Origin of the sequence: Blautia caecimuris (assembly GCF_024622975.1) — a bacterium.
In the GTDB taxonomy this organism is placed as follows: domain Bacteria; phylum Bacillota; class Clostridia; order Lachnospirales; family Lachnospiraceae; genus Blautia_A; species Blautia_A caecimuris.
Map to the genome: position 1 here is coordinate 21057 of NZ_JANJZT010000002.1, position 18391 is coordinate 39447.

Sequence of the window (18391 nt, forward strand, 5' to 3'; positions counted from 1 at the left end):
TTTTTCTCTTTGTTTATACACAGACTTATTTCAGACTGCTCTTTCCACTGGAAGGGCGTATCATTGCCTCGTTTTCATGAATTACAATTTCTTCCCCTTCTGCGCCGTCTCCTGCATCAATAAAATACAGAATGTCACCGCAGGGACGTTCTTTTCCTCCATCGGTAAGTATGTTCAGAACCCTGCCTTTAAACACAAGGGTTGTGGAGCCTCCCCCGTCAAGATGATATGCATACTCACATCCCAGATCCAGAAACACCTGCTGAAGCTCCTGATAAGTCATGCCCTCAGAGCCTCCGGCTCCTTTTCCGTCAACTGCCACAAGATAGTATTCTCCCGGATTCACCATTCCCACTGCCGTTCTCTGATATCGGGCTGTCTGGGTAAACTGACCGGATATTTCTGATGCTTTTCCGTTTTCTATGAGGGTAGGGCCAAAACAGTAGGTATCCTTCACGCCCCGGTTTATCATAGTCTCAGCCGTCATTCCGGCTGCCGCAGTAAACATGCCGCCATCCTGGGTCACACAAAAAATATTTCCATTGGAATACACATCATTATAAATCTTTCCGTTTTTGATCATGGTTTTTCCAGGAGCAGGTATGCCCGTTCCATAAGAAAATCCGCTTCCGTTTACCCCGATCACTCCGTTATGAGCAGCAAGCTCCTCTGAAACCGGTTTGCGGGGATTTCCGTAGGTTCCTCCGCAAAGAGCCGAACACAGCTGCCGGGGACTGAAGGTTTCCACATGACAGACCCAGTATTTTGTATAGCCGGTGTCTTTTTCCTGCGCGGATATTTTCAATGTTTCTGTCTCATAATGCAGATCGTCATTTATGTAATCCCATTCATCTGATATACGGTCTACGATTTTTTGAAATTCCTGACGTTTCCGGTCATAAGACAGAGGAAGCTTCCACATTTCTGTCTGTGCATCCTGAAAAATTTTACTGTTTTTTGACGTATTCATTGCAACAGAATCAGAATCCGGATCATACAGCTTTGCCAGCATTTTTTCTACTTTCTTTATCCTGGCCTCTGCTTCCTCCCTTTGCCTTTTCTCTTCTTCTTTCTTTTTTCGGTCTTCCTCTGCTTTTTGCTTTTTCTCCTTTTCAGTTTCTGTATCCTGCAGTTCTTCTCTCTTTTCCATTTTCCCGGATTCACTCTGGTATTCCGGATAGGGACCGGCTTTTTCCGGTGCCCCTGCTTCCAGATATTCTCTCTCCGCCTTCAGTTTTTCTGCTTCCTCTTCCTGGAATTTTTCTTTCCCTGCCTGTCGGCTGAAAAAACAGGCTGCTCCAATTCCTCCCACAGACACCAGAGCTGCCATCAGCAGGACAAGCATACCCTTGCCACATCTTTTTTTCAATCTGCTCCTCCGTCAGCACAGTAGCACAAAAGCCGGATTCTCCGGCTTTTATACGATCAGAATATTTTAAGAATATCGTTATACATAACAACAACCATCAGCGCCATCAAAAGCATCAGCCCTGCAAAGTGAACCATACCTTCCACTTCGCGATTCACAGGCTTTTTACGCACTGCCTCTATAAAGAGAAATACAAGTCTTCCGCCATCCAGTGCAGGAAGCGGCAGAAGATTCATAACTCCAAGGTTTGCCGAAAGAAGTACTGCCATATTCAGCATATTCATCCAGAGCATCAGAGTTCCCGCGCTTTTGCTTTCTTCATAGGTAGTTCCAATGGCATCCACAACCCCTACAGGACCGCTGAGATCCTTTACTCCAAGTCCACCTGTCACCAGCTCTTTCAGGCTGAGAAGCGTGGTACGGATCATATATTTTACATCCAGAGCAGCATATTTCAGAACCTGGAAGCCCTCTGCCTTAATATACCCCATATTATAGGAGAATCCGGGAATCGGAGTTCTGTACTCCTTTGGAGTAATCTTTGCAGAATATTCCAGTCCGTCACGGTCATAGGTAATCTCGACTTCTTTGTCAGAAAGGGGATGCTCTGCAATATAGTTTTCGTATGCTTTTCCATCAGGAATCCTGGTTCCGTCAATGGAAGTGATCACATCTCCTGCCTGAAGCCCTGCAGCCTCCAGAGGCATTCCCTCGATCAGAGAAAGAACCTCCATGGAATCTGTACCGGAGCGATTAAAGCCCAGAAGATAGCGAACCGACACGTCCGGAGTGTAAGTAAATGTTTTTTCTTCGCCGCCCCGGAGTACCTTCATGGTAACCGGTTCTTCCTGAAGTTCATTCAGATAAGAATATACATACAGATCACGGGCTACATCCACCGTATAGCCGTCAAACTCTGTAACAATATCTCCTTCCCGAAGCCCGGCTTCTGCCGCAGGAGAACCTTTTTCCACTTCCATGATCTCTGCCGGATCATACCCTACAAATCCGGTAATGATCACTGATAAAAGAAAAGCCAGAACAAAGTTAAATATCGGACCTGCCGCTACAACAGAAATCCTCCCCCACACCGGAGCAGCATTAAAGGTTCCGGGAAGTTCTTCTTCACCTGTATCCTCTCCCAGCATAGCACAGGATCCGCCAATAGGAAAAAGCTTAATGGAATACCTGGTTTCTCCCTTCTGCGTGCTGAAAAGCCGCGGACCCATGCCAAGAGAAAACTCTGTTACCACAATTCCGTTTTTTTTCGCCAGAAGGAAATGTCCAAGCTCATGTATGATAATAATCACGCTGAATATAATGACAGCAATCAGAATCTTCAATTTACCACCTGCTTTCAATCCACTGATATGTCTCGTTTTCTACTGCCAGGATTTCATCCAGATCAGGAGACTCTGTTTTTTTATGTCTTCCCATAGACTGCCCGATAATATCATAAATATCCAGAAAACGTATTTCCTCATGAAGGAATTTCTTTACTGCAAGCTCGTTTGCCGCATTAAAAACAGTCGGCATGGAACCGCCCTCCCGGGCTGCCTGAATTGCCATTGGAAGTCCCAGAAAAGTCTCCATATCAGGCTCTTCAAAGGTAATCTGCCCAAGCTTTGCAAAATCAAGTCTCTCACCGTCCAGGTATCTTCTTTCCGGATAATAAAGAGCATACTGAATAGGCAGACGCATATCCGGCGTTCCCAGCTGCGCCATAATACCTCCGTCCTTAAATTCCACCATAGAGTGAATGGCGCTCTGAGGCTGTACCACTACCTGGATCCGGTCAAGCTCCACATCAAAAAGCCATTTTGCTTCCATCACTTCCAGTCCCTTGTTGACAAGAGTTGCAGAATCTACTGTGATCTTCTGTCCCATTACCCAGTTGGGATGCTTCAGCGTATCAGCCAGAGTCACCTGCTCCAGATCTTTTCTTTTTCTGCCGCGGAAAGGACCGCCGGACGCTGTGATCAGAAGCTTATGTATTTCTTCCCGCCGTTCTCCGTTCAGGCACTGGAACACTGCGCTGTGTTCACTGTCAACAGGAAGGATCCTGACACCGTATTTTTCCGCCATAGGCATGATCAGATGGCCTGCCGTAACAAGAGTCTCCTTATTGGCAAGCGCAATATCCTTGCCTGCCCGGATCGCCTCAATGGTAGGGCGGATGCCCAGCATTCCCACGATAGCAGTTACCAGGATTTCCGTTTCTTCCATAGAAGCCAGTTCCAGAAGTCCTTCCATTCCTGAAACAACTTTTACATCTGTATCCTGAAGCTTTACCCTCAGTTCCCGGGCCGCATCTTCCTCCCACACAGCAACAAGCCTGGGACAAAATTCTCTTGCCTGCTCCTCCAGCTTTTTTATGTTTCTTCCGGCGCTGATTCCCAGAACCTGAATATCTCCATTGGCACGGACAACCTCCAGTGTCTGTGTTCCGATAGAGCCTGTAGAACCTAAAATTGCAATTTTTTTCATATTGACTCCTTATAGGATATTTTGTAATCTGTTTTTATATACCCAGAATAAATTTTGCCATGTAATAGATAACAGGAGCAGTAAAGATCACACTGTCGAAACGGTCAAGAATGCCTCCATGTCCCGGGATCATCTTTCCATAATCTTTGATTCCTCTGTTTCTTTTAATGGCGGATGCTGCCAGATCGCCAACCATGGAAATCAGGGCTCCCACTGCGCAGATCACCGCATATTCCACTACCGGGGCATGAATGATTGCCGCATAGGCAGCTCCGAGACCTGCTGCTCCTGCAACTCCTCCAACTGCTCCCTCTATTGATTTTTTAGGGCTCAGCACCGGCGCCATTTTATGTTTTCCGATCAGTACGCCCACACAGTATGCGCAGGTATCACAGCCCCAGGAACAGAAAAAGATCAGCCACACAAGAAGATGTCCGTTTTCCAGATTTCTTGTAAGGAGGATAAAAGACAGCATAACTGCAACATATACCAGTCCGAAAAATGCAGACATCACCTGTTCTGCCTGATATTTAGGATAGGTAAATACATAGACAAACATCAAAAGCACAAGGGAAAGGATTACTGCCATCATTCCATATTTTTCAAATCCCAGAAAAACTGTGCCATAATAAAGAACTGCCCCCAGATAACCGGCCAGCTCCAGAAGATCCATTCCGCTTTTATGCACGCCCATGGCATTGTACAGCTCTCTCATGCCGATCAGCGAAACACACAGCAGTGTCAGAAGCAGAACATATCCTCCGCTCATGATCGTCAAAAGGGCAATGATCACCAGAACAATGCCGCTTAAGAGTCTTGTTTTAAACATTGTCTACTCCTCCTTCACTCCGCCGTATCTTCGGTCTCGTTCGTTGTATTTTTCTATGGCTTTTATCAGCTCCGGCTTATGAAAATCCGGCCATGCCACATCTGTAAAATAAAATTCTGTGTATGCAAGCTGCCACAGAAGATAATTGGAAAGTCTCTGCTCCCCGCTTGTACGAATCAGAAAATCCGGGTCAGGAATACCTGCCGTATCCAGATATCCTTCAAAAACGTCTTCCGTGATCTCCCCGGGACTGACCTTTCCGTCCACTGCATCCTGCGCAAGCTTCCTGATACCTCTTACAATCTCATCACGTCCGCCATAGTTCAGGGCAATCTGGAAAAACAGTTCCTCATAATCCTTTGAAAATTCCTCAAGCTCTCTGACTTTCTGCTGGATATCCTCATCAAAAGCAGTAATATCTCCCAGAACACGCACGCGCATTTTATTTTTCCTGGAAATCTTTATACATTTTTTCAGATAATTCCGGAACAGGTTCATTAAGGAATCCACTTCTTCTCTTGAGCGTTTCCAGTTTTCTGTTGAAAATGCATACACTGTCAGATACTTGACTCCAAGCTCTTTCATATCGTCACAGATCGTTTCCAGATTTGCACAGCCCTTTACATGACCATAGCTTCTGGGCATTCCTTTGGCTTTTGCCCAGCGTCCGTTGCCATCCAGAATGATCGCTATATGATTCGGTACTCTCATTGCCGCTCCTCCCGGTAATTTTTATGTTATGGCAAAAGGAGAGCTATCTTTTACAGCTCTCCTTTCTCTTTCCCGCTGAATTAATTATACAGTCAGGATCTCTTTTGCTTTTTTATCTACTGCTGCCTCGATATCTTTGATATATTTATCTGTCAGCTTCTGAACTTCGTTTTCCAGATCCTTTACTTCATCCTCAGACACATCCTGCTTGGTAAGCTTTTTAAATGCGTCGTTGGCATCACGGCGGACATTGCGGACAGCAACCTTAGCTGCTTCTCCCTTTTTCTTAACATCCTTTACCAGTTCCTTACGGCGCTCTTCGGTAAGCTCCGGAAGAACAAGACGGATGATCTTTCCGTCATTGTTTGGATTCAGTCCAAGATCGGATGTAAGAATCGCTTTCTCGATCTCTTTGATAAGGCTTGATTCCCACGGCTGGATCTGAATCATACGTGCCTCAGGCACAGTAACATTGGCCACCTGCTGCAACGGTGTGGGGCTTCCGTAATAATCTACGGTGATCTTGTCAAGGATATGCGGATTTGCACGTCCTGCACGGATTGTAGAAAGCTCTGCCTCAAATCCGTTTAAAGTTTTTGTCATTTTGCTGTCATACTTCTGAACTCTTTCATCCATTTGTCTAATCTCCCTCTCCTTGTTTTTTGCAGCCTCGCTGCATCATATACGGCAGCTTAAACCGTTACTTTTGTACCGGAAAACTTACCGTGAACCGCATTGACAATGCTGTTCTCTTCCTCAAGACCAAACACCAGCATAGGCATTTTCTGCTCAAGACACATAATAGATGCTGTAAGATCCATTGCAGCCAGTTTCTTGTCTACAACCTCTTCAATAGAAATCTCATCGTATTTTACTGCTTCCGGATTCACCTTTGGATCGCTGTCATAAATTCCGTCTACTGCCTTTGCAAGAAGGATGGCTTCTGCCTCGATCTCTACTGCACGCAGCACAGTTGCCGTGTCTGTGGAAAAATACGGATGTCCGGTTCCGCCTGCAAAGAACAGAATCTTTCCTGCCTTAAACGCTTCCTCCACTGTATCCTTGGAATACAGTTTCGTAAATGCTCCGCATACAAACGGAGTAAAAATTTCTGTTTCAAGTCCCAGATATCTGCAGATATCAGAAACATAAATACAATTCATCACTGTGGCAAGCATACCGATCTGATCCGCTTTATTACGGTTGATGGTCTCGCTTGTACGTCCTCTCCAGAAGTTTCCTCCACCGATCACGATTCCCACCTGAGTTCCCTCTTCTGCAATGGTACGGATCTGTCTGGACACAGCAATTACTGTCTCCTCGTCAAAACCGGTCTTTTTTGCTCCTGCAAGAGCTTCTCCGCTTAATTTCAGTAAAATACGCTTCATAATCTTATCCTCTCCTGTTTCTTTTCGTACAAAAGACTTTTACCAGATGCCGGTAACAATCTCATTGCCATCCTCATCTACAGTAGTTGATACCGTAAAGTTTGAATAATAGTGGTAGCCGGTTTTTCCTGTATCCGGCTCATCCTCATATTCATCATACTGAGGAGAACCGATCGCTGCGATCAGATCATCCATGGACTGCCCGATATATCCGGTTGCCTTGTCAATGGTATCGTCCGTAGGCTGAGTATCATCCGGATCATCATCGCCATCATCCGGAGCCTGTGTAGGATCCGGTGCGGATGTAGGATCCGGCGCAGATGTGGGATTCGGTGCAGATGTAGGATCCGGATTATCTGTATCGTCATCCTCCTCATCCTCTGTCAGTCCCAGACGCTCCTTGACATCCTTAAGAGTGGAAATCTCTTTTTTGCCTGTAGCTGTCATATAAGTAGCATAAGGAATGCTGTCCTCACCGGTTCCGCTCATGCGAAGAGTGATCTGCTTCATGGATGCAAGAGGAAGATCCCGGAAAAAGCACTCATTCTTATCCTCGTCTGTATAGGTGATCCGGATATCATAGGTAATTCCTGCGGAAGAAGGCTTCTTGTAATAATATACTGCCTGTTCCCCGTTTTTCAGCGTAAACATTCCGTCTACCAGATCATCGCCCCACTCGTCATCATCTGTCTCTTCCTCATCTTCCGGATGCTGACGGATATAAATAGCTCCTATTTCCGAGCCTGTCCGGTTAACGATCGCAACTTTAGAAGCTGTGGCGGTTTTTTCTCCGATCACATTTTTTTCATCGGATACTTCCATATCTACAAGATCTGCAGCCTCTGTCACCTGTGGCGTAACTGTCGGAGTTGCCTGAACCTGCTGTTCGGCCGGTTTATCCTTCTCTTTTCCACAGCCGGCCGCTACAACTGCAAGTACCAGCAATCCGGCTATTGCAAGATATCTTTTTTTCATATTATAAACCTCCCATTCGTATTAATGGAAATCTCTGAACATAGTTTCATTACTATAATTATACTTAGTATCTTTTTCTTGTCAACTAAATGTCAGGTAAATTCACACAATTTTAAGACTTTCGATTCTGTTCAGTTTCACTTCATTCGCAGAAACAGTTTCCGGTTCTGTAAACAAAACAGCCAGCCCATGTCCGTTCTGATCTTGTACCTGTCTGACAACAGCACTTCTTTATATAATATATCAGTAAAGATTTTTCACTTTAAAATCCCGTTCCGCTTCACGCCTCTGGTCTTTTTTTGCAATATCCTGGCGCTTGTCATAAAGCTTTTTGCCCCGGGCAAGACCGATTTCCACCTTAACAAGGCTGTCCTTAAAATACACTTTAAGGGGAACCAGAGTCAGGCCCTTTTCCTTTAATTTACCTTCCAGTTTATTGATCTCATATCTGTGAAGCAGAAGCTTTCTTACACGAAGAGGATCCTTGTTAAAAATATTTCCTTTTTCGTAGGGACTGATGTGCATGCCGTAAATGCAGACCTCGCCTTTTTCAATTCTGACAAAAGCCTCTTTTATGCTGCATTTGCCCATACGGAGAGATTTCACCTCAGTTCCTGCCAGCGAAATCCCTGTCTCAAAGGTATCCTCTATAAAATAATCGTGAAAAGCCTTTTTATTATTTGCAATCAGTCTGATTCCCTGTTTCTTCGCCATAGCTTATTCCTCCTGCTCTTCCGCAATCGTAAAATCCACAGACCTTTTTACCGCATCCGCATCTGCCACACGGACGCGGATTTTCTGCCCGAGATGATATACTTTTTTCGTCAGTTCGCCTCTCAGTTCATGAGTCTCCTGATCAAAGGTATAATAATCATCCTTTAAAGCTGTAATATGAACCAGTCCCTCTACTGTATTGCCAAGTTCCACATACAGGCCATATCCGGTCACCCCGGAAATGATCCCGTCAAATTCCTCTCCCAGATGATAGGACATATATTCTGCCTTTTTCATTTTGTCAGATTCCCGTTCCGCTTCCTGGGCTCTTCTCTCGCACACACTTGACTGACGAGCCACCTCTTCCAGAATCTCCCGATAATGCTCTGTCTTTCCTTCCCGGGTCAGCCTTCCTCTGAGATTATCTCTGATGATCCGATGTATCTGAAGATCCGGATACCGTCTGATAGGAGAAGTAAAATGACAGTAATATCTGGCCGCCAGACCAAAATGTCCGCTGCATTCCGTGGTATATTTTGCCTGCTTCATGGTGCGAAGTGTAAGCCGGCTGATCATTGTCTCATTCGGAAGATCCTGAATGCTTTCCAGAATTTCCTGAATCTCTTTGGGCGTGATCTCCTGTCCGGATTTCCGCACGTCGATCCCCTGATTGTGAAGAAGCATCAGCAGCTCCTCCACCTTGTCCGGATCCGGATTTTCATGGGTTCTGTAAACAAAAGGATATTCGCCCTTACAGTATTCTCTGGCCACTGTTTCATTTGCCAGAAGCATAAAGTCTTCAATGATCTCTGTCGCCACACTGGTTTCATAGGGTTTTACATCAATGGCGCGGCCTGCCCCATTGAGAATGATCTTGCTCTCCGGAAAATCAAAATCAATGGAGCCTCTGTTGTGGCGGCATCCTCTGAGGATTCCGGACAGCTCTTTCATCAGAAAAAACATGGGAACAAATTCCTGATATTCTCTGCTGGTCTCTGTTTCTCCGTCTTCCAGAATACACCGCACCTGTTCATAGCTCATACGGCGGTCTACACGTATGACGCTTTCTGTAATTTTATGGGATACTACGGTTCCGTTTTCATCAATATCCATCAGACAGCTGAGAGCCAGACGCTCCACACCCTGATTAAGCGAACAGATTCCGTTGCTCAGACGCTCCGGAAGCATGGGGATCACCCGGTCTGCCAGATAAACACTGGTTCCTCTTTTCAGGGCTTCTCTGTCAATTGCGCTTCCGCCCTGAACATAATTGCTTACATCTGCAATGTGCACACCCAGATGATAAAGATTCCCCTCCTTTGTAAGAGAAACTGCATCATCCAGATCCTTTGCATCCTCACCGTCAATGGTAACTGTCATAAGTCCGGTAAGGTCGTCTCTTCCGTCCCAGTCCGCTTCCAGAACATGATCCGGCACTCTCATTGCCTGATTCATTACACGGACCGGAAATTCAGAAGGGATGCCATAGCTTTTTACAACAGCCAGAATATCCGCTCCCGGAGCATGGATATTTCCCAGGGATTCTGTAATCTTTCCCTCAGGCTTACGCTTCTCAGAGCCATAATCAAGGATCTGGGCAACTACCTTTTCTCCATCTCTGATTCCATGAGAATTTTTCGGAGAAATATAAACGTCCCGGGATATTTTCTGGTTATCACAGAGCACAAAGCCATAATCTCCTTCTCGCTGAAAAGTTCCCACAACCTCTGTGGTACCTCTTTCCAGAATTTTTATAACCGTTCCCTCTCTGCGCTTTCCAGGCTTCTGTTCTTTTTTCAGCAGAACCTGTACCCGGTCCTGATGAAGCGCTGTATTTACAGCATCTGCAGGAATAAAAATATCCTCTTCATCCTCTCCTGTTTCCACAAATCCAAAGCCCCTGGCATTTCCGATAAAAACGCCCTCTGCCAGAAGGCCCTGTTTTTTCAGACTCTTTATGTTTTTTTTCTTAAATGATGCGCGATTTTCTTTTGGGAATCTTTTTTTCTTTTCCCATATTTTTTTTCTGCTCACTTGAACTCCTTTTCTGTAAACACAGACAGTCCTGTCAGAACTGCCGTTTCTGCGTACTCAGGCAAAAAAACACTCTTGCGAATTTACAAGAGTGTCTCCATTTTGCCTTCCATGATTCTTAGAAATTCATATTCAAAATGACAGCCAGAACAAAAAACAGGATTGCCATGACAGTAGTCGCCTTTACCAGACCACCCTCCATAGAACGTCCTTTGTTTCTTCCCCAGTAGGTATCCGCAACACCGGCAATAGAGCCAAGTCCCTGCTGCTTACCTTCCTGCATCAGTACAATGACTGTAAGACCTATGCAATCTAAGACAAAAATTACCGTAAGGATAATTCTTAAGATCTCCATTCAGGTTACACCTCCTAATCAACTGTTTTTTATTGTATCATATGGCTTTTGGGATTTCAACAGTTTTTCTCTAAAAACCTTGACAACAGAACTTCTTTCGGGGATGATATACAGGAATGGCTTATGCTGTTTTATGAAACCTATTACATTTAAAGGATGGTCAACATGAAAACTTCAACAAACAGAATTATGGCTTTTTTTGCCTCTCTTATACTGTCTGCCGGCTTTGCAGTATGCTGTTTCAGAATACCGGCTCTGTCAGCGGCTGTCAGTTCCATTGGAAATGTAAATCTTCTCACTTATGCAATGACAGTTATTTTATTCTGCGTTTCCTATCTTATTTTTTCAATTCTTCTGGCACGCACAGAGAAGCCCTGCTTTTTTGACACGCCCAGAAACGCTTTTTTTACAGTAGTACTTCTTATAACGGTAAATATTCTTTTCTTTATCCGCATGTACCGCCTGGAAGTAGATGTTTACGGTTCTGTTTCCGCAAGATACGTCTGGCATTCCATTCCTTTCTGGCTTGTACTGATCTGCCTTGTGACAGAAGGGCTCGTTTTTCTTCATTTTGCCAGAAATAATAACTTTTCTGTAAAAACCTGGGCCATGTCCCTTTTCTATGGGCTTCTCACACTTCTGGCTGCCTATAACTTTTATACCCCGGAGGTTTTTCTCAGAAACGAACCGGACCGTCTTCATATGGATGCATATTTCAATTCCATATATAATGTACTGCACGGAAGCCCTTACACGGAATATACCACCAGTATTTACGGTCACTTCGGAATTTTATACAAGCTTCCCATGAAGATCCTTGGAGGCGATCTGATTGATTTTATTCTTCTGAATACCATCATCGGCGCCCTTTGTTTCCTTGCAGCTTTTCTGACCCTTCATTTTATTGTAAAAAATGATCTTTTAAGAGTTCTGGGCTCCATTGCCCTGACCTTTCCCGTTCTTTCCATGAGAAGCGGAATCTACTGGCAGCTATGGCCACACAGAATCCTTTTTATGTGCCTGATGCTTTTCTGGATTGCCTTTTGTGTCCGTTTCAAAAAAAGCGGTCGTCTCATCTGTATTCTGGGGTATGTGCTTTCGCTTCTGGGAATCCTGTGGAATACAGAAACAGGACTTTTCTGCGCGATTTCCTGGGCAGCATTCTGGATTCTCCGCTGCCTCTGCCACAAAAAAGACTCCTGGCTGCCGGTTTTAAAAACCTGTCTTCTGCACCTTGCAGGGATCCTTCTCAGCTTTCTGGGCGCCTATGCTGTGGTTGAGCTGTATAACATAATGAACGGAGGACAGATTACCGGAATCCGCGAATTCCTTTTCCCACTTCTTCAGTCCTCTTACATGGATGGTCTGTTAAGAGTGGATCTTCCGGAGTTTGCAAGCGCCTATATGATAATCCTTGTGCTGTTTTTTATGGCCTGCGCATGGGGTATTTCCCACATATGTTTTGTCCGCGCACAGGATGAAACAGACAGCCGTCATCTCCTTCTCATCTGCTTCACTTTTGCTGCCGCTGTCCTTTCATTAGGGCAGATCACATATTTTATCAACAGAGCGGCTTATCACAATCTGGAGATCATTCACATTCCATGTATTCTGCTTCTGTGTATTTTTGCTGAAGAAGGAATGAATACTTTCCAGACGTTCCGCATAAAAAATATGAACAGTTTCAGCGGAATGCAGATTTTTAAAGGTACTTTTACTGCTGTTTCCCTGCTTGTTCTGATGACCGTCTCTACCGGAAACATCATTCAGTACGGTCAGAACACAGCTCTCAGAGAGGAACTCCACAATGAGCAGGAACTGAATGATTTCGCCGCCCATATTGCTGCAAATATCCCGGAAAACACCTACGCCTTTGGAATCGGTGTACCGGAGATTTATTCCATCCTCCGCTGGGATACTGGATGCTATACGCTGGATCTGGCCGATCTTTCTCTGAGACCGGAGGCAGGAGACTATATTATGGATGATATCAAAGCCAAAAAAATTCCTGCCTTTCTTGCCGGAGAGGGAACCATCAGCCGTCTGGAAAAATACAGCTCCAAAGAAAAAAGCCAGTGGCTTCTGGATACCTATGAAATTTCCCGGGAATTTGAATTTAAAGGAGCTGTACTTCAGTATTTTACTTTAAAATAATAATGTGTACGTTGTTTTTGAACAAAGCATTTTTATTTACCGGGAAGATCAGCACATAATGTGTTACTTTCCTGACAAAATAAAAATCCTCCGTTCTGCCAAAAGCGCCGCGGAGGATTTTTTATTTTCAAATACATTCTGCTTTTGTCATATAACAGTCCCCTGCCTGCTGCTATACAGTTTCCTCCGAAAATCCCTTAAAAGGATTCTGATACTCTCCATTCTCGCCAAGCTGCTCTGCAATGCGGAGAAGCTGGTTATACTTTGCATTTCTGTCAGAACGGCAGGGCGCTCCTGTTTTTATCTGGCCTGCACCTGTGGCAACTGCCAGATCTGCAATAAAGGAATCCTCTGTTTCTCCTGATCTGTGGGAGATCACTGCCCGGTATCCGTTTTCCTGCGCCAGCCGGACCGTATCCATAGCCTCTGTCAGAGTACCGATCTGATTTACTTTTACAAGCACTGCATTGGCTGCCTGAAGTCGGATCCCGCAGGTCAGTCTCTTTTTATTTGTTACAAAAAGATCATCTCCTACCAGCTGTATTTTGTCTCCCAGCCGCTCTGTCAGTTTCTTCCAGCCTTCCCAGTCGTCTTCCTCCAGCCCATCCTCAAGAGATACCACAGGAAATTCTTCCAGTAATCCCTCATAATATTCAATCATCTCAGAAGAGTCTCTGAATACATCTTTTCCTTTCATTTTGCTTTCTCCGGGAAAATAGTAAACCCCTTTTTCTTCTTCATACAATTCACTGGCCGCTGCGTCTATGGCAATCGCGATCTGCTTTCCCGGTTCGTATCCGGCCCTTTCCACTGCCTGGATGATCAGCGCCAGCGCATCTCTGGAATCCTCAAGATCCGGCGCAAAGCCTCCCTCATCGCCTACTGCTGTAGACAGATTTTTTTCTTTGAGAATGATCTTCAGAAACTGATAGATCTCCACGCACATGCGGATTCCTTCTGAAAAATCTTCCGCCCCCACAGGCATGATCATAAATTCCTGAAGATCCACGGTATTATCTGCATGGCGTCCTCCATTCAGAATGTTCATCATGGGCACAGGCAGCTTTCTGGTATGACAGCCGCCCAGATATTGATAAAGAGGAATTCTCAGACCTTCCGCAGCCGCCCTTGCCACTGCCAGAGAAACACCCAGAACTGCATTGGCTCCTATGCTGCTTTTATTGTCTGTTCCATCGGCTTCTGCCAGAAGTCTGTCTATATTCATCTGATCAAGCGCATTTTCTCCCACAATTGCTTCCGCAAGTTTTGTATTTACATTATTTACAGCTTTTTCCACACTGAGCCCAAGGTATTTTCCTTTTTCACCATCCCGGAGCTCCACTGCCTCAAATCTTCCGGTAGACGCCCCGGAGGGAACTATGGCTCTTGCTGTATATCCATGGATTCCAACAATCCCTTCTCCTGCTGTAACTTCAACCTCAACCGTAGGATTTCCCCTGGAGTCCAGGACTTGTCTTGCGTGAATTCTGCGTACAGGTAAATAACGCAACATATTTTTACCTCCTAAGACTTGATAATCCTATCTTATCCTGAATCCCTTTTTCTATTCACCGGAATTCATCAATATTTTCAGTTAATTATGTGTATAAAGTTATTTTTAGCAGTTAAAATAATATTTATTTTAATTTTATCAATTTTCTTATTGACAAATCTCATTTTATCTGTTATAGTAAGCTCATAAAACAAAAGGAACTTAAAAATAAATCAAAAAGGAGTGAGACCACCGAAAACATAAACGAAATCTCATAATCCAACAAGGAGGTACAGACCACCAGAAACGTAAAATAATTCATCATAATCTATGAAAGGAAGGTACAGACCACCGAGAACACAAATTTAATTCCAGAATGTTTTATAAAAATTTAAGGAGGACTAATCCATTGGACAGTGAACATTAAAAAGAGCCAACAGAAAATCAAATCTGATGGCTCTTATTTTTGTTGTCATATGCATAAAAAGAAGGACAGAGTTTCCTCGACGCTGCTACGGACAAGATCCTTTAAATCGTGCTTTATTAAATCTTCATTGAGTTGTATAAAGTTATCAGACATCGTTCTGTACCTCCTATGGTGAATTTTGTGTGGTAACTTTATTCTACCAAACGGCTATAGACCATGTCTGTTTTTATGAAATTGAATTTGCGAAATTAATTATACGTTATCGTGCAGAGCACTGATGCAGAAAAGTCAGTCATCAATCAGTGAAGGTTCTGCCGTAGACTCCACTTTTTTCAAAACAAATGTGATTTTTCACTTCTTTGGAGATGGTTATGCAATCCTTGTTTAAAAACCGACCAATCGTGTTAAAGCTTTCGTCCTTGTTTAACATGGCTTCAATGATAATTCGTGAAGCAAGAGTTAAATGTTTTTGTTTATTCATAAGGACTTCCTTTCTGCCGGGAGGAATAGCCATATTTATAGAATGGTTTTAACAGAACGTTTGGAAAAATTAAATTCCATGGTTAAGAGAAGATAGATTTGCAGGATTAAATTCCACAGAAGATTGGAATTTAATCCTGCAATTGAGTGCCAAGTAAAAAACAACATATTTTTATTCTTATTTTTGTGCAGTTTTTCTCGTTATTTTTTCAGAAATCTGGTATACTTGATACATCAAATTTTTTATTGGAGGATATATCATGATTCGTACACTGGAAAACGATCAGCTTCGGGTACAGATCAATGATCTTGGCGCTGAGCTGACTGAAATCTATGACAAAACAAATGACCGTCAGGTACTCTGGAATGCAGATCCTTCTTACTGGAACCGCCATGCCCCTGTCCTGTTCCCAAATGTGGGCCGCTATTATGAAAATAAATGTCTTATTAACGGAAACACCTACCACTGCGGACAGCATGGATTTGCCCGTGATATGGAATTTACCTGTACAGAGTCCTCACAGACCTCTGTCACCCATCTTGTGACCTCTTCTGATTCAACCAGGGAAACTTATCCTTTTGATTTCCGTCTTCTTATCACCCATGAGCTTTCCGGAAGAGATCTGACTGTACGCTGGACCGTGATCAATGAGGATTCTCAGACCATGTACTTTACTATCGGAGGACATCCTGCCTTTAATGTGCCTGCGGTTCCGGGTACTTCCCAGGATCAGTATTATCTTACTTTTAACCATGAATCAGAGCTTACCTGCAGTCTCCTGGACCTTTCCCACGGAACTGTATTTGAGGGAAAAACCTATCCGCTTGCTCTGGAACACGGACGCTGTCATATCAAAAGAGAGCTTTTTGACAACGATACTCTGGTATTTGACAACGGGCAGGTAACCCGGGCAGGAATCGCCTTTCCGGACGGAACTCCTTATGTGGAAATCACCTGTAAGGGATTTCCGAACTTTGGTATCTGGAGCGCGCCGGACTCTCCCTTCGTCTGCCTGGAACCCTGGATGGGACGCTGCGACAACACCGGCTTTGCCGATGAGCTTTCTTCCAAGCAGGACATCAACACCCTGGCTGCCGGAGAGACCTTCAAACAGTTTTATACCATATCTGTGAAATAGAAAAAGCCTTCTGTATCCGATTTTTGTTCCGTGTAAGCTTTATGTTTTTATATACTTGAATCACTAATACTTCTTTAAATAATACAAAAAACTTCCGGGGAAGGGGCAGATTTGACTCCCATGAGCCAAATCTGCTCCTGTTTGGAACTATCTATTTCCCGACAGCCCCTTCCCCGGAGTTTTTCTGTACAGAAACGCGCTGTTTCTGATTTTATATTCTGCTTTTACAGTTCCTGTATTTTCCTGGCAGCCCCGGAACTCATCCGGCTTTTAACAGACTTTCTCCATCATTTGATCCTGCTCATTTTTTCATAAATTCCTGACAGGCTGGGATATATCTGCTGATATACCTCCTCATAAAGTTTCCGGTATACTGCATGCTGCCGCCGGTTTGGTTTAAATACATCTTTTTTATGAACCATACACCTCAATGCTTCTCTGTAATCCTCAAACACGCCCAGCGTCACAAATGCAGAAATCGCACTGCCGATCCCCGACACTTCATAAGTCTGAGTTCTTACTACCGGCAAACCGAACATGTCTGCAGTGATCTGACAGATTTCACTGCTCTGAGCGCCTCCGCCGCCTACGCGAATCTCTTCAAAACGAAATCCTCCTTTTTTCTCCATATGACGCATTCCATCCATCAGGGCAAAATTGATTCCTTCTATGATTGCCCGGTAAAAATGGATTCTGGTATGAACATCCGACAGACCTATTACGGAACCTTTTGCCTCAGGCATGGTAAGGTTTGGTGTAAAATACGGCTGGAGCAAAAGCCCGTCGCAGCCTGCAGGAATCTCTTTCAGGCGTCTGTTCAGAAGCTCCTCCGGCTGAATATCTGACTCCAGCGCTTCCATAACTTCTTTCTGGGCAAACTCTTTTTTAAACCAGGAAATCAGCCAGTATCCTCTGAAGATTTCTATTTCCGGAGTATAATGCCCGGGAAGGATAGAATCATAGGGCGGTATAAACGTTTCCGGTTCCAGATAATCAGAAGTGGTAAACGTAACCGTAGCTGTGGTTCCAAAACTGAAAGCCGCCTTTTTTTTATTGACACAGCCAAGACCCAGAATTTCGCAGGCCTTGTCTGTACCAGTGGCGATCAGCTTCAGATCCTTATTCAGTCCCAGATCTTCTGCAGCAGTCTCTGTAAGAGAGCCGATATAATCGCCGGGATCCACCAGCTCGCACATCATTTCATCCGGAATATCAAAAACAGGCCGAACCAGATCATTTTTCTTTTTCCAACAACGGTTTTTAAAATCATAAGGAACATATCCCACGATGGACGCCGTAGAATCTGCCAGCCTTCCGGTAAGCCTGTAATTCAGATATGCACTCAGAAGAACATATTTCTTTGTTTTTGCCCAGATATCAGGTTCGTTTTCCCGAATCCAGTTACAATGAGATTTCTGGTATTGGAGATTTAAGGTTTTTGTCATTCCCACTGCTTTTACCGCTGCAGAAATCCAGGGCTTCAGCGCAGGCGTACCTAAAGCTCTTCTCTGATCCAGCCATAAAATTGCAGGGCGCAAAGGTTCCCCGTCCCGTCCAAGGCAGACACTGGTACAACGGATCGTTGTAAGCGTTACTGCCCGGATCTGAGCAAAAATATCCGGAAAGCTCTCCCGAAGCTGTCTGGAAACACGGCACAGATTCTGGTAATAAAAATCGGGATCCTGTTCTGCCCATCCGGATTTTCTTGAAACATAAGCCGGATGATGGCCCTTCTGGGCTTTTGCCAGTATTTTCCCTTCCGAGGAAACAAGAAGAGCTCTTGTACTCTGAGTTCCAATATCAAAAACAAGGACAACTGATGTTTTTTTCACAGGTA

The 18391-nt window shown here is 44.4% G+C and carries 16 protein-coding genes; 2 read left to right on the forward strand and 14 right to left on the reverse strand.

The window, feature by feature from the left end:
• Window positions 1-25: 25 nt before the first annotated feature.
• The 11 genes from NSA57_RS01610 to secG all read right to left on the reverse strand — a co-directional run bounded on the left by NSA57_RS01610 (window position 26) and on the right by secG (window position 10862).
• Complete coding sequence (locus tag NSA57_RS01610) at window positions 26-1369, reverse strand: phosphodiester glycosidase family protein (RefSeq protein WP_173752268.1); 1344 nt, start codon at window positions 1367-1369, stop codon at window positions 26-28.
• Between the two features lie 56 nt (window positions 1370-1425).
• Window positions 1426-2712, reverse strand: coding sequence for an RIP metalloprotease RseP (gene rseP, locus NSA57_RS01615; protein ID WP_257463792.1), 1287 nt, complete (start codon window positions 2710-2712; stop codon window positions 1426-1428).
• Window position 2713: 1 nt separating this feature from the next.
• Complete coding sequence (locus NSA57_RS01620; protein ID WP_257463793.1) at window positions 2714-3856, reverse strand: 1-deoxy-D-xylulose-5-phosphate reductoisomerase; 1143 nt, start codon at window positions 3854-3856, stop codon at window positions 2714-2716.
• 34 nt (window positions 3857-3890) lie between these two features.
• On the reverse strand, window positions 3891-4685 hold the full coding sequence (locus tag NSA57_RS01625) for a phosphatidate cytidylyltransferase (RefSeq protein ID WP_257463794.1): 795 nt from the start codon (window positions 4683-4685) through the stop codon (window positions 3891-3893).
• Window positions 4686-4688: 3 nt separating this feature from the next.
• Window positions 4689-5396, reverse strand: a complete 708-nt coding sequence (locus tag NSA57_RS01630) for an undecaprenyl pyrophosphate synthase (RefSeq protein WP_257463795.1) — start codon at window positions 5394-5396, stop codon at window positions 4689-4691.
• An 84-nt stretch (window positions 5397-5480) separates the two neighbouring features.
• Window positions 5481-6032: a ribosome recycling factor gene (gene frr / locus NSA57_RS01635; RefSeq protein WP_138269865.1), complete on the reverse strand. Its 552-nt coding sequence runs from the start codon at window positions 6030-6032 to the stop codon at window positions 5481-5483.
• Between the two features lie 56 nt (window positions 6033-6088).
• Entirely contained in the window at window positions 6089-6784 is a 696-nt protein-coding gene (gene pyrH, locus NSA57_RS01640) for a UMP kinase (RefSeq protein ID WP_257463796.1), read from the reverse strand.
• 39 nt (window positions 6785-6823) lie between these two features.
• Entirely contained in the window at window positions 6824-7759 is a 936-nt protein-coding gene (locus NSA57_RS01645; RefSeq protein WP_257463797.1) for a hypothetical protein, read from the reverse strand.
• A 243-nt stretch (window positions 7760-8002) separates the two neighbouring features.
• Window positions 8003-8473, reverse strand: coding sequence for an SsrA-binding protein SmpB (gene smpB, locus NSA57_RS01650; RefSeq protein WP_147599092.1), 471 nt, complete (start codon window positions 8471-8473; stop codon window positions 8003-8005).
• A 3-nt stretch (window positions 8474-8476) separates the two neighbouring features.
• On the reverse strand, window positions 8477-10507 hold the full coding sequence (gene rnr / locus NSA57_RS01655; RefSeq protein WP_257463798.1) for a ribonuclease R: 2031 nt from the start codon (window positions 10505-10507) through the stop codon (window positions 8477-8479).
• Between the two features lie 118 nt (window positions 10508-10625).
• The gene (gene secG / locus NSA57_RS01660; protein WP_022068631.1) at window positions 10626-10862 is read right to left on the reverse strand and encodes a preprotein translocase subunit SecG; all 237 of its coding nucleotides are present in this window, start codon (window positions 10860-10862) and stop codon (window positions 10626-10628) included.
• A 165-nt stretch (window positions 10863-11027) separates the two neighbouring features.
• Here secG and NSA57_RS01665 point away from each other — a divergent pair, with 165 nt between their 5' ends.
• Window positions 11028-13016, forward strand: a complete 1989-nt coding sequence (locus tag NSA57_RS01665; RefSeq protein WP_257463799.1) for a hypothetical protein — start codon at window positions 11028-11030, stop codon at window positions 13014-13016.
• A 172-nt stretch (window positions 13017-13188) separates the two neighbouring features.
• Here NSA57_RS01665 and eno read toward each other — a convergent pair whose 3' ends face one another.
• Both eno and NSA57_RS01675 read right to left on the reverse strand, forming a co-directional pair.
• Window positions 13189-14529: a phosphopyruvate hydratase gene (gene eno, locus NSA57_RS01670; protein WP_257463800.1), complete on the reverse strand. Its 1341-nt coding sequence runs from the start codon at window positions 14527-14529 to the stop codon at window positions 13189-13191.
• 701 nt (window positions 14530-15230) lie between these two features.
• A complete protein-coding gene (locus tag NSA57_RS01675) occupies window positions 15231-15416 on the reverse strand; it encodes a helix-turn-helix domain-containing protein (RefSeq protein ID WP_257463801.1) in 186 nt (61 codons plus the stop codon).
• 259 nt (window positions 15417-15675) lie between these two features.
• On the opposite strand from NSA57_RS01675, the gene NSA57_RS01680 reads away from it, so the two are divergent.
• Window positions 15676-16554: an aldose 1-epimerase family protein gene (locus tag NSA57_RS01680; RefSeq protein WP_147599086.1), complete on the forward strand. Its 879-nt coding sequence runs from the start codon at window positions 15676-15678 to the stop codon at window positions 16552-16554.
• Window positions 16555-16841: 287 nt separating this feature from the next.
• On the opposite strand, the gene NSA57_RS01685 is transcribed toward NSA57_RS01680, so the two are convergent.
• Window positions 16842-18386: an FGGY-family carbohydrate kinase gene (locus tag NSA57_RS01685; protein WP_257463802.1), complete on the reverse strand. Its 1545-nt coding sequence runs from the start codon at window positions 18384-18386 to the stop codon at window positions 16842-16844.
• Window positions 18387-18391: the final 5 nt, after the last annotated feature.

What these genes read in the sequence shown, in the direction of transcription:
- NSA57_RS01645 (WP_257463797.1), bottom strand. Translation starts at nt 7,759, where the DNA reads ATGAAAAAAAGATATCTTGCAATAGCCGGATTGCTGGTACTTGCAGTT.
- NSA57_RS01675 (WP_257463801.1), bottom strand. Translation starts at nt 15,416, where the DNA reads ATGAATAAACAAAAACATTTAACTCTTGCTTCACGAATTATCATTGAA.
- eno (WP_257463800.1), bottom strand. Translation starts at nt 14,529, where the DNA reads ATGTTGCGTTATTTACCTGTACGCAGAATTCACGCAAGACAAGTCCTG.
- NSA57_RS01665 (WP_257463799.1), top strand. Translation starts at nt 11,028, where the DNA reads ATGAAAACTTCAACAAACAGAATTATGGCTTTTTTTGCCTCTCTTATA.
- frr (WP_138269865.1), bottom strand. Translation starts at nt 6,032, where the DNA reads ATGGATGAAAGAGTTCAGAAGTATGACAGCAAAATGACAAAAACTTTA.
- NSA57_RS01625 (WP_257463794.1), bottom strand. Translation starts at nt 4,685, where the DNA reads ATGTTTAAAACAAGACTCTTAAGCGGCATTGTTCTGGTGATCATTGCC.
- smpB (WP_147599092.1), bottom strand. Translation starts at nt 8,473, where the DNA reads ATGGCGAAGAAACAGGGAATCAGACTGATTGCAAATAATAAAAAGGCT.
- pyrH (WP_257463796.1), bottom strand. Translation starts at nt 6,784, where the DNA reads ATGAAGCGTATTTTACTGAAATTAAGCGGAGAAGCTCTTGCAGGAGCA.
- NSA57_RS01630 (WP_257463795.1), bottom strand. Translation starts at nt 5,396, where the DNA reads ATGAGAGTACCGAATCATATAGCGATCATTCTGGATGGCAACGGACGC.
- NSA57_RS01680 (WP_147599086.1), top strand. Translation starts at nt 15,676, where the DNA reads ATGATTCGTACACTGGAAAACGATCAGCTTCGGGTACAGATCAATGAT.
- NSA57_RS01620 (WP_257463793.1), bottom strand. Translation starts at nt 3,856, where the DNA reads ATGAAAAAAATTGCAATTTTAGGTTCTACAGGCTCTATCGGAACACAG.
- secG (WP_022068631.1), bottom strand. Translation starts at nt 10,862, where the DNA reads ATGGAGATCTTAAGAATTATCCTTACGGTAATTTTTGTCTTAGATTGC.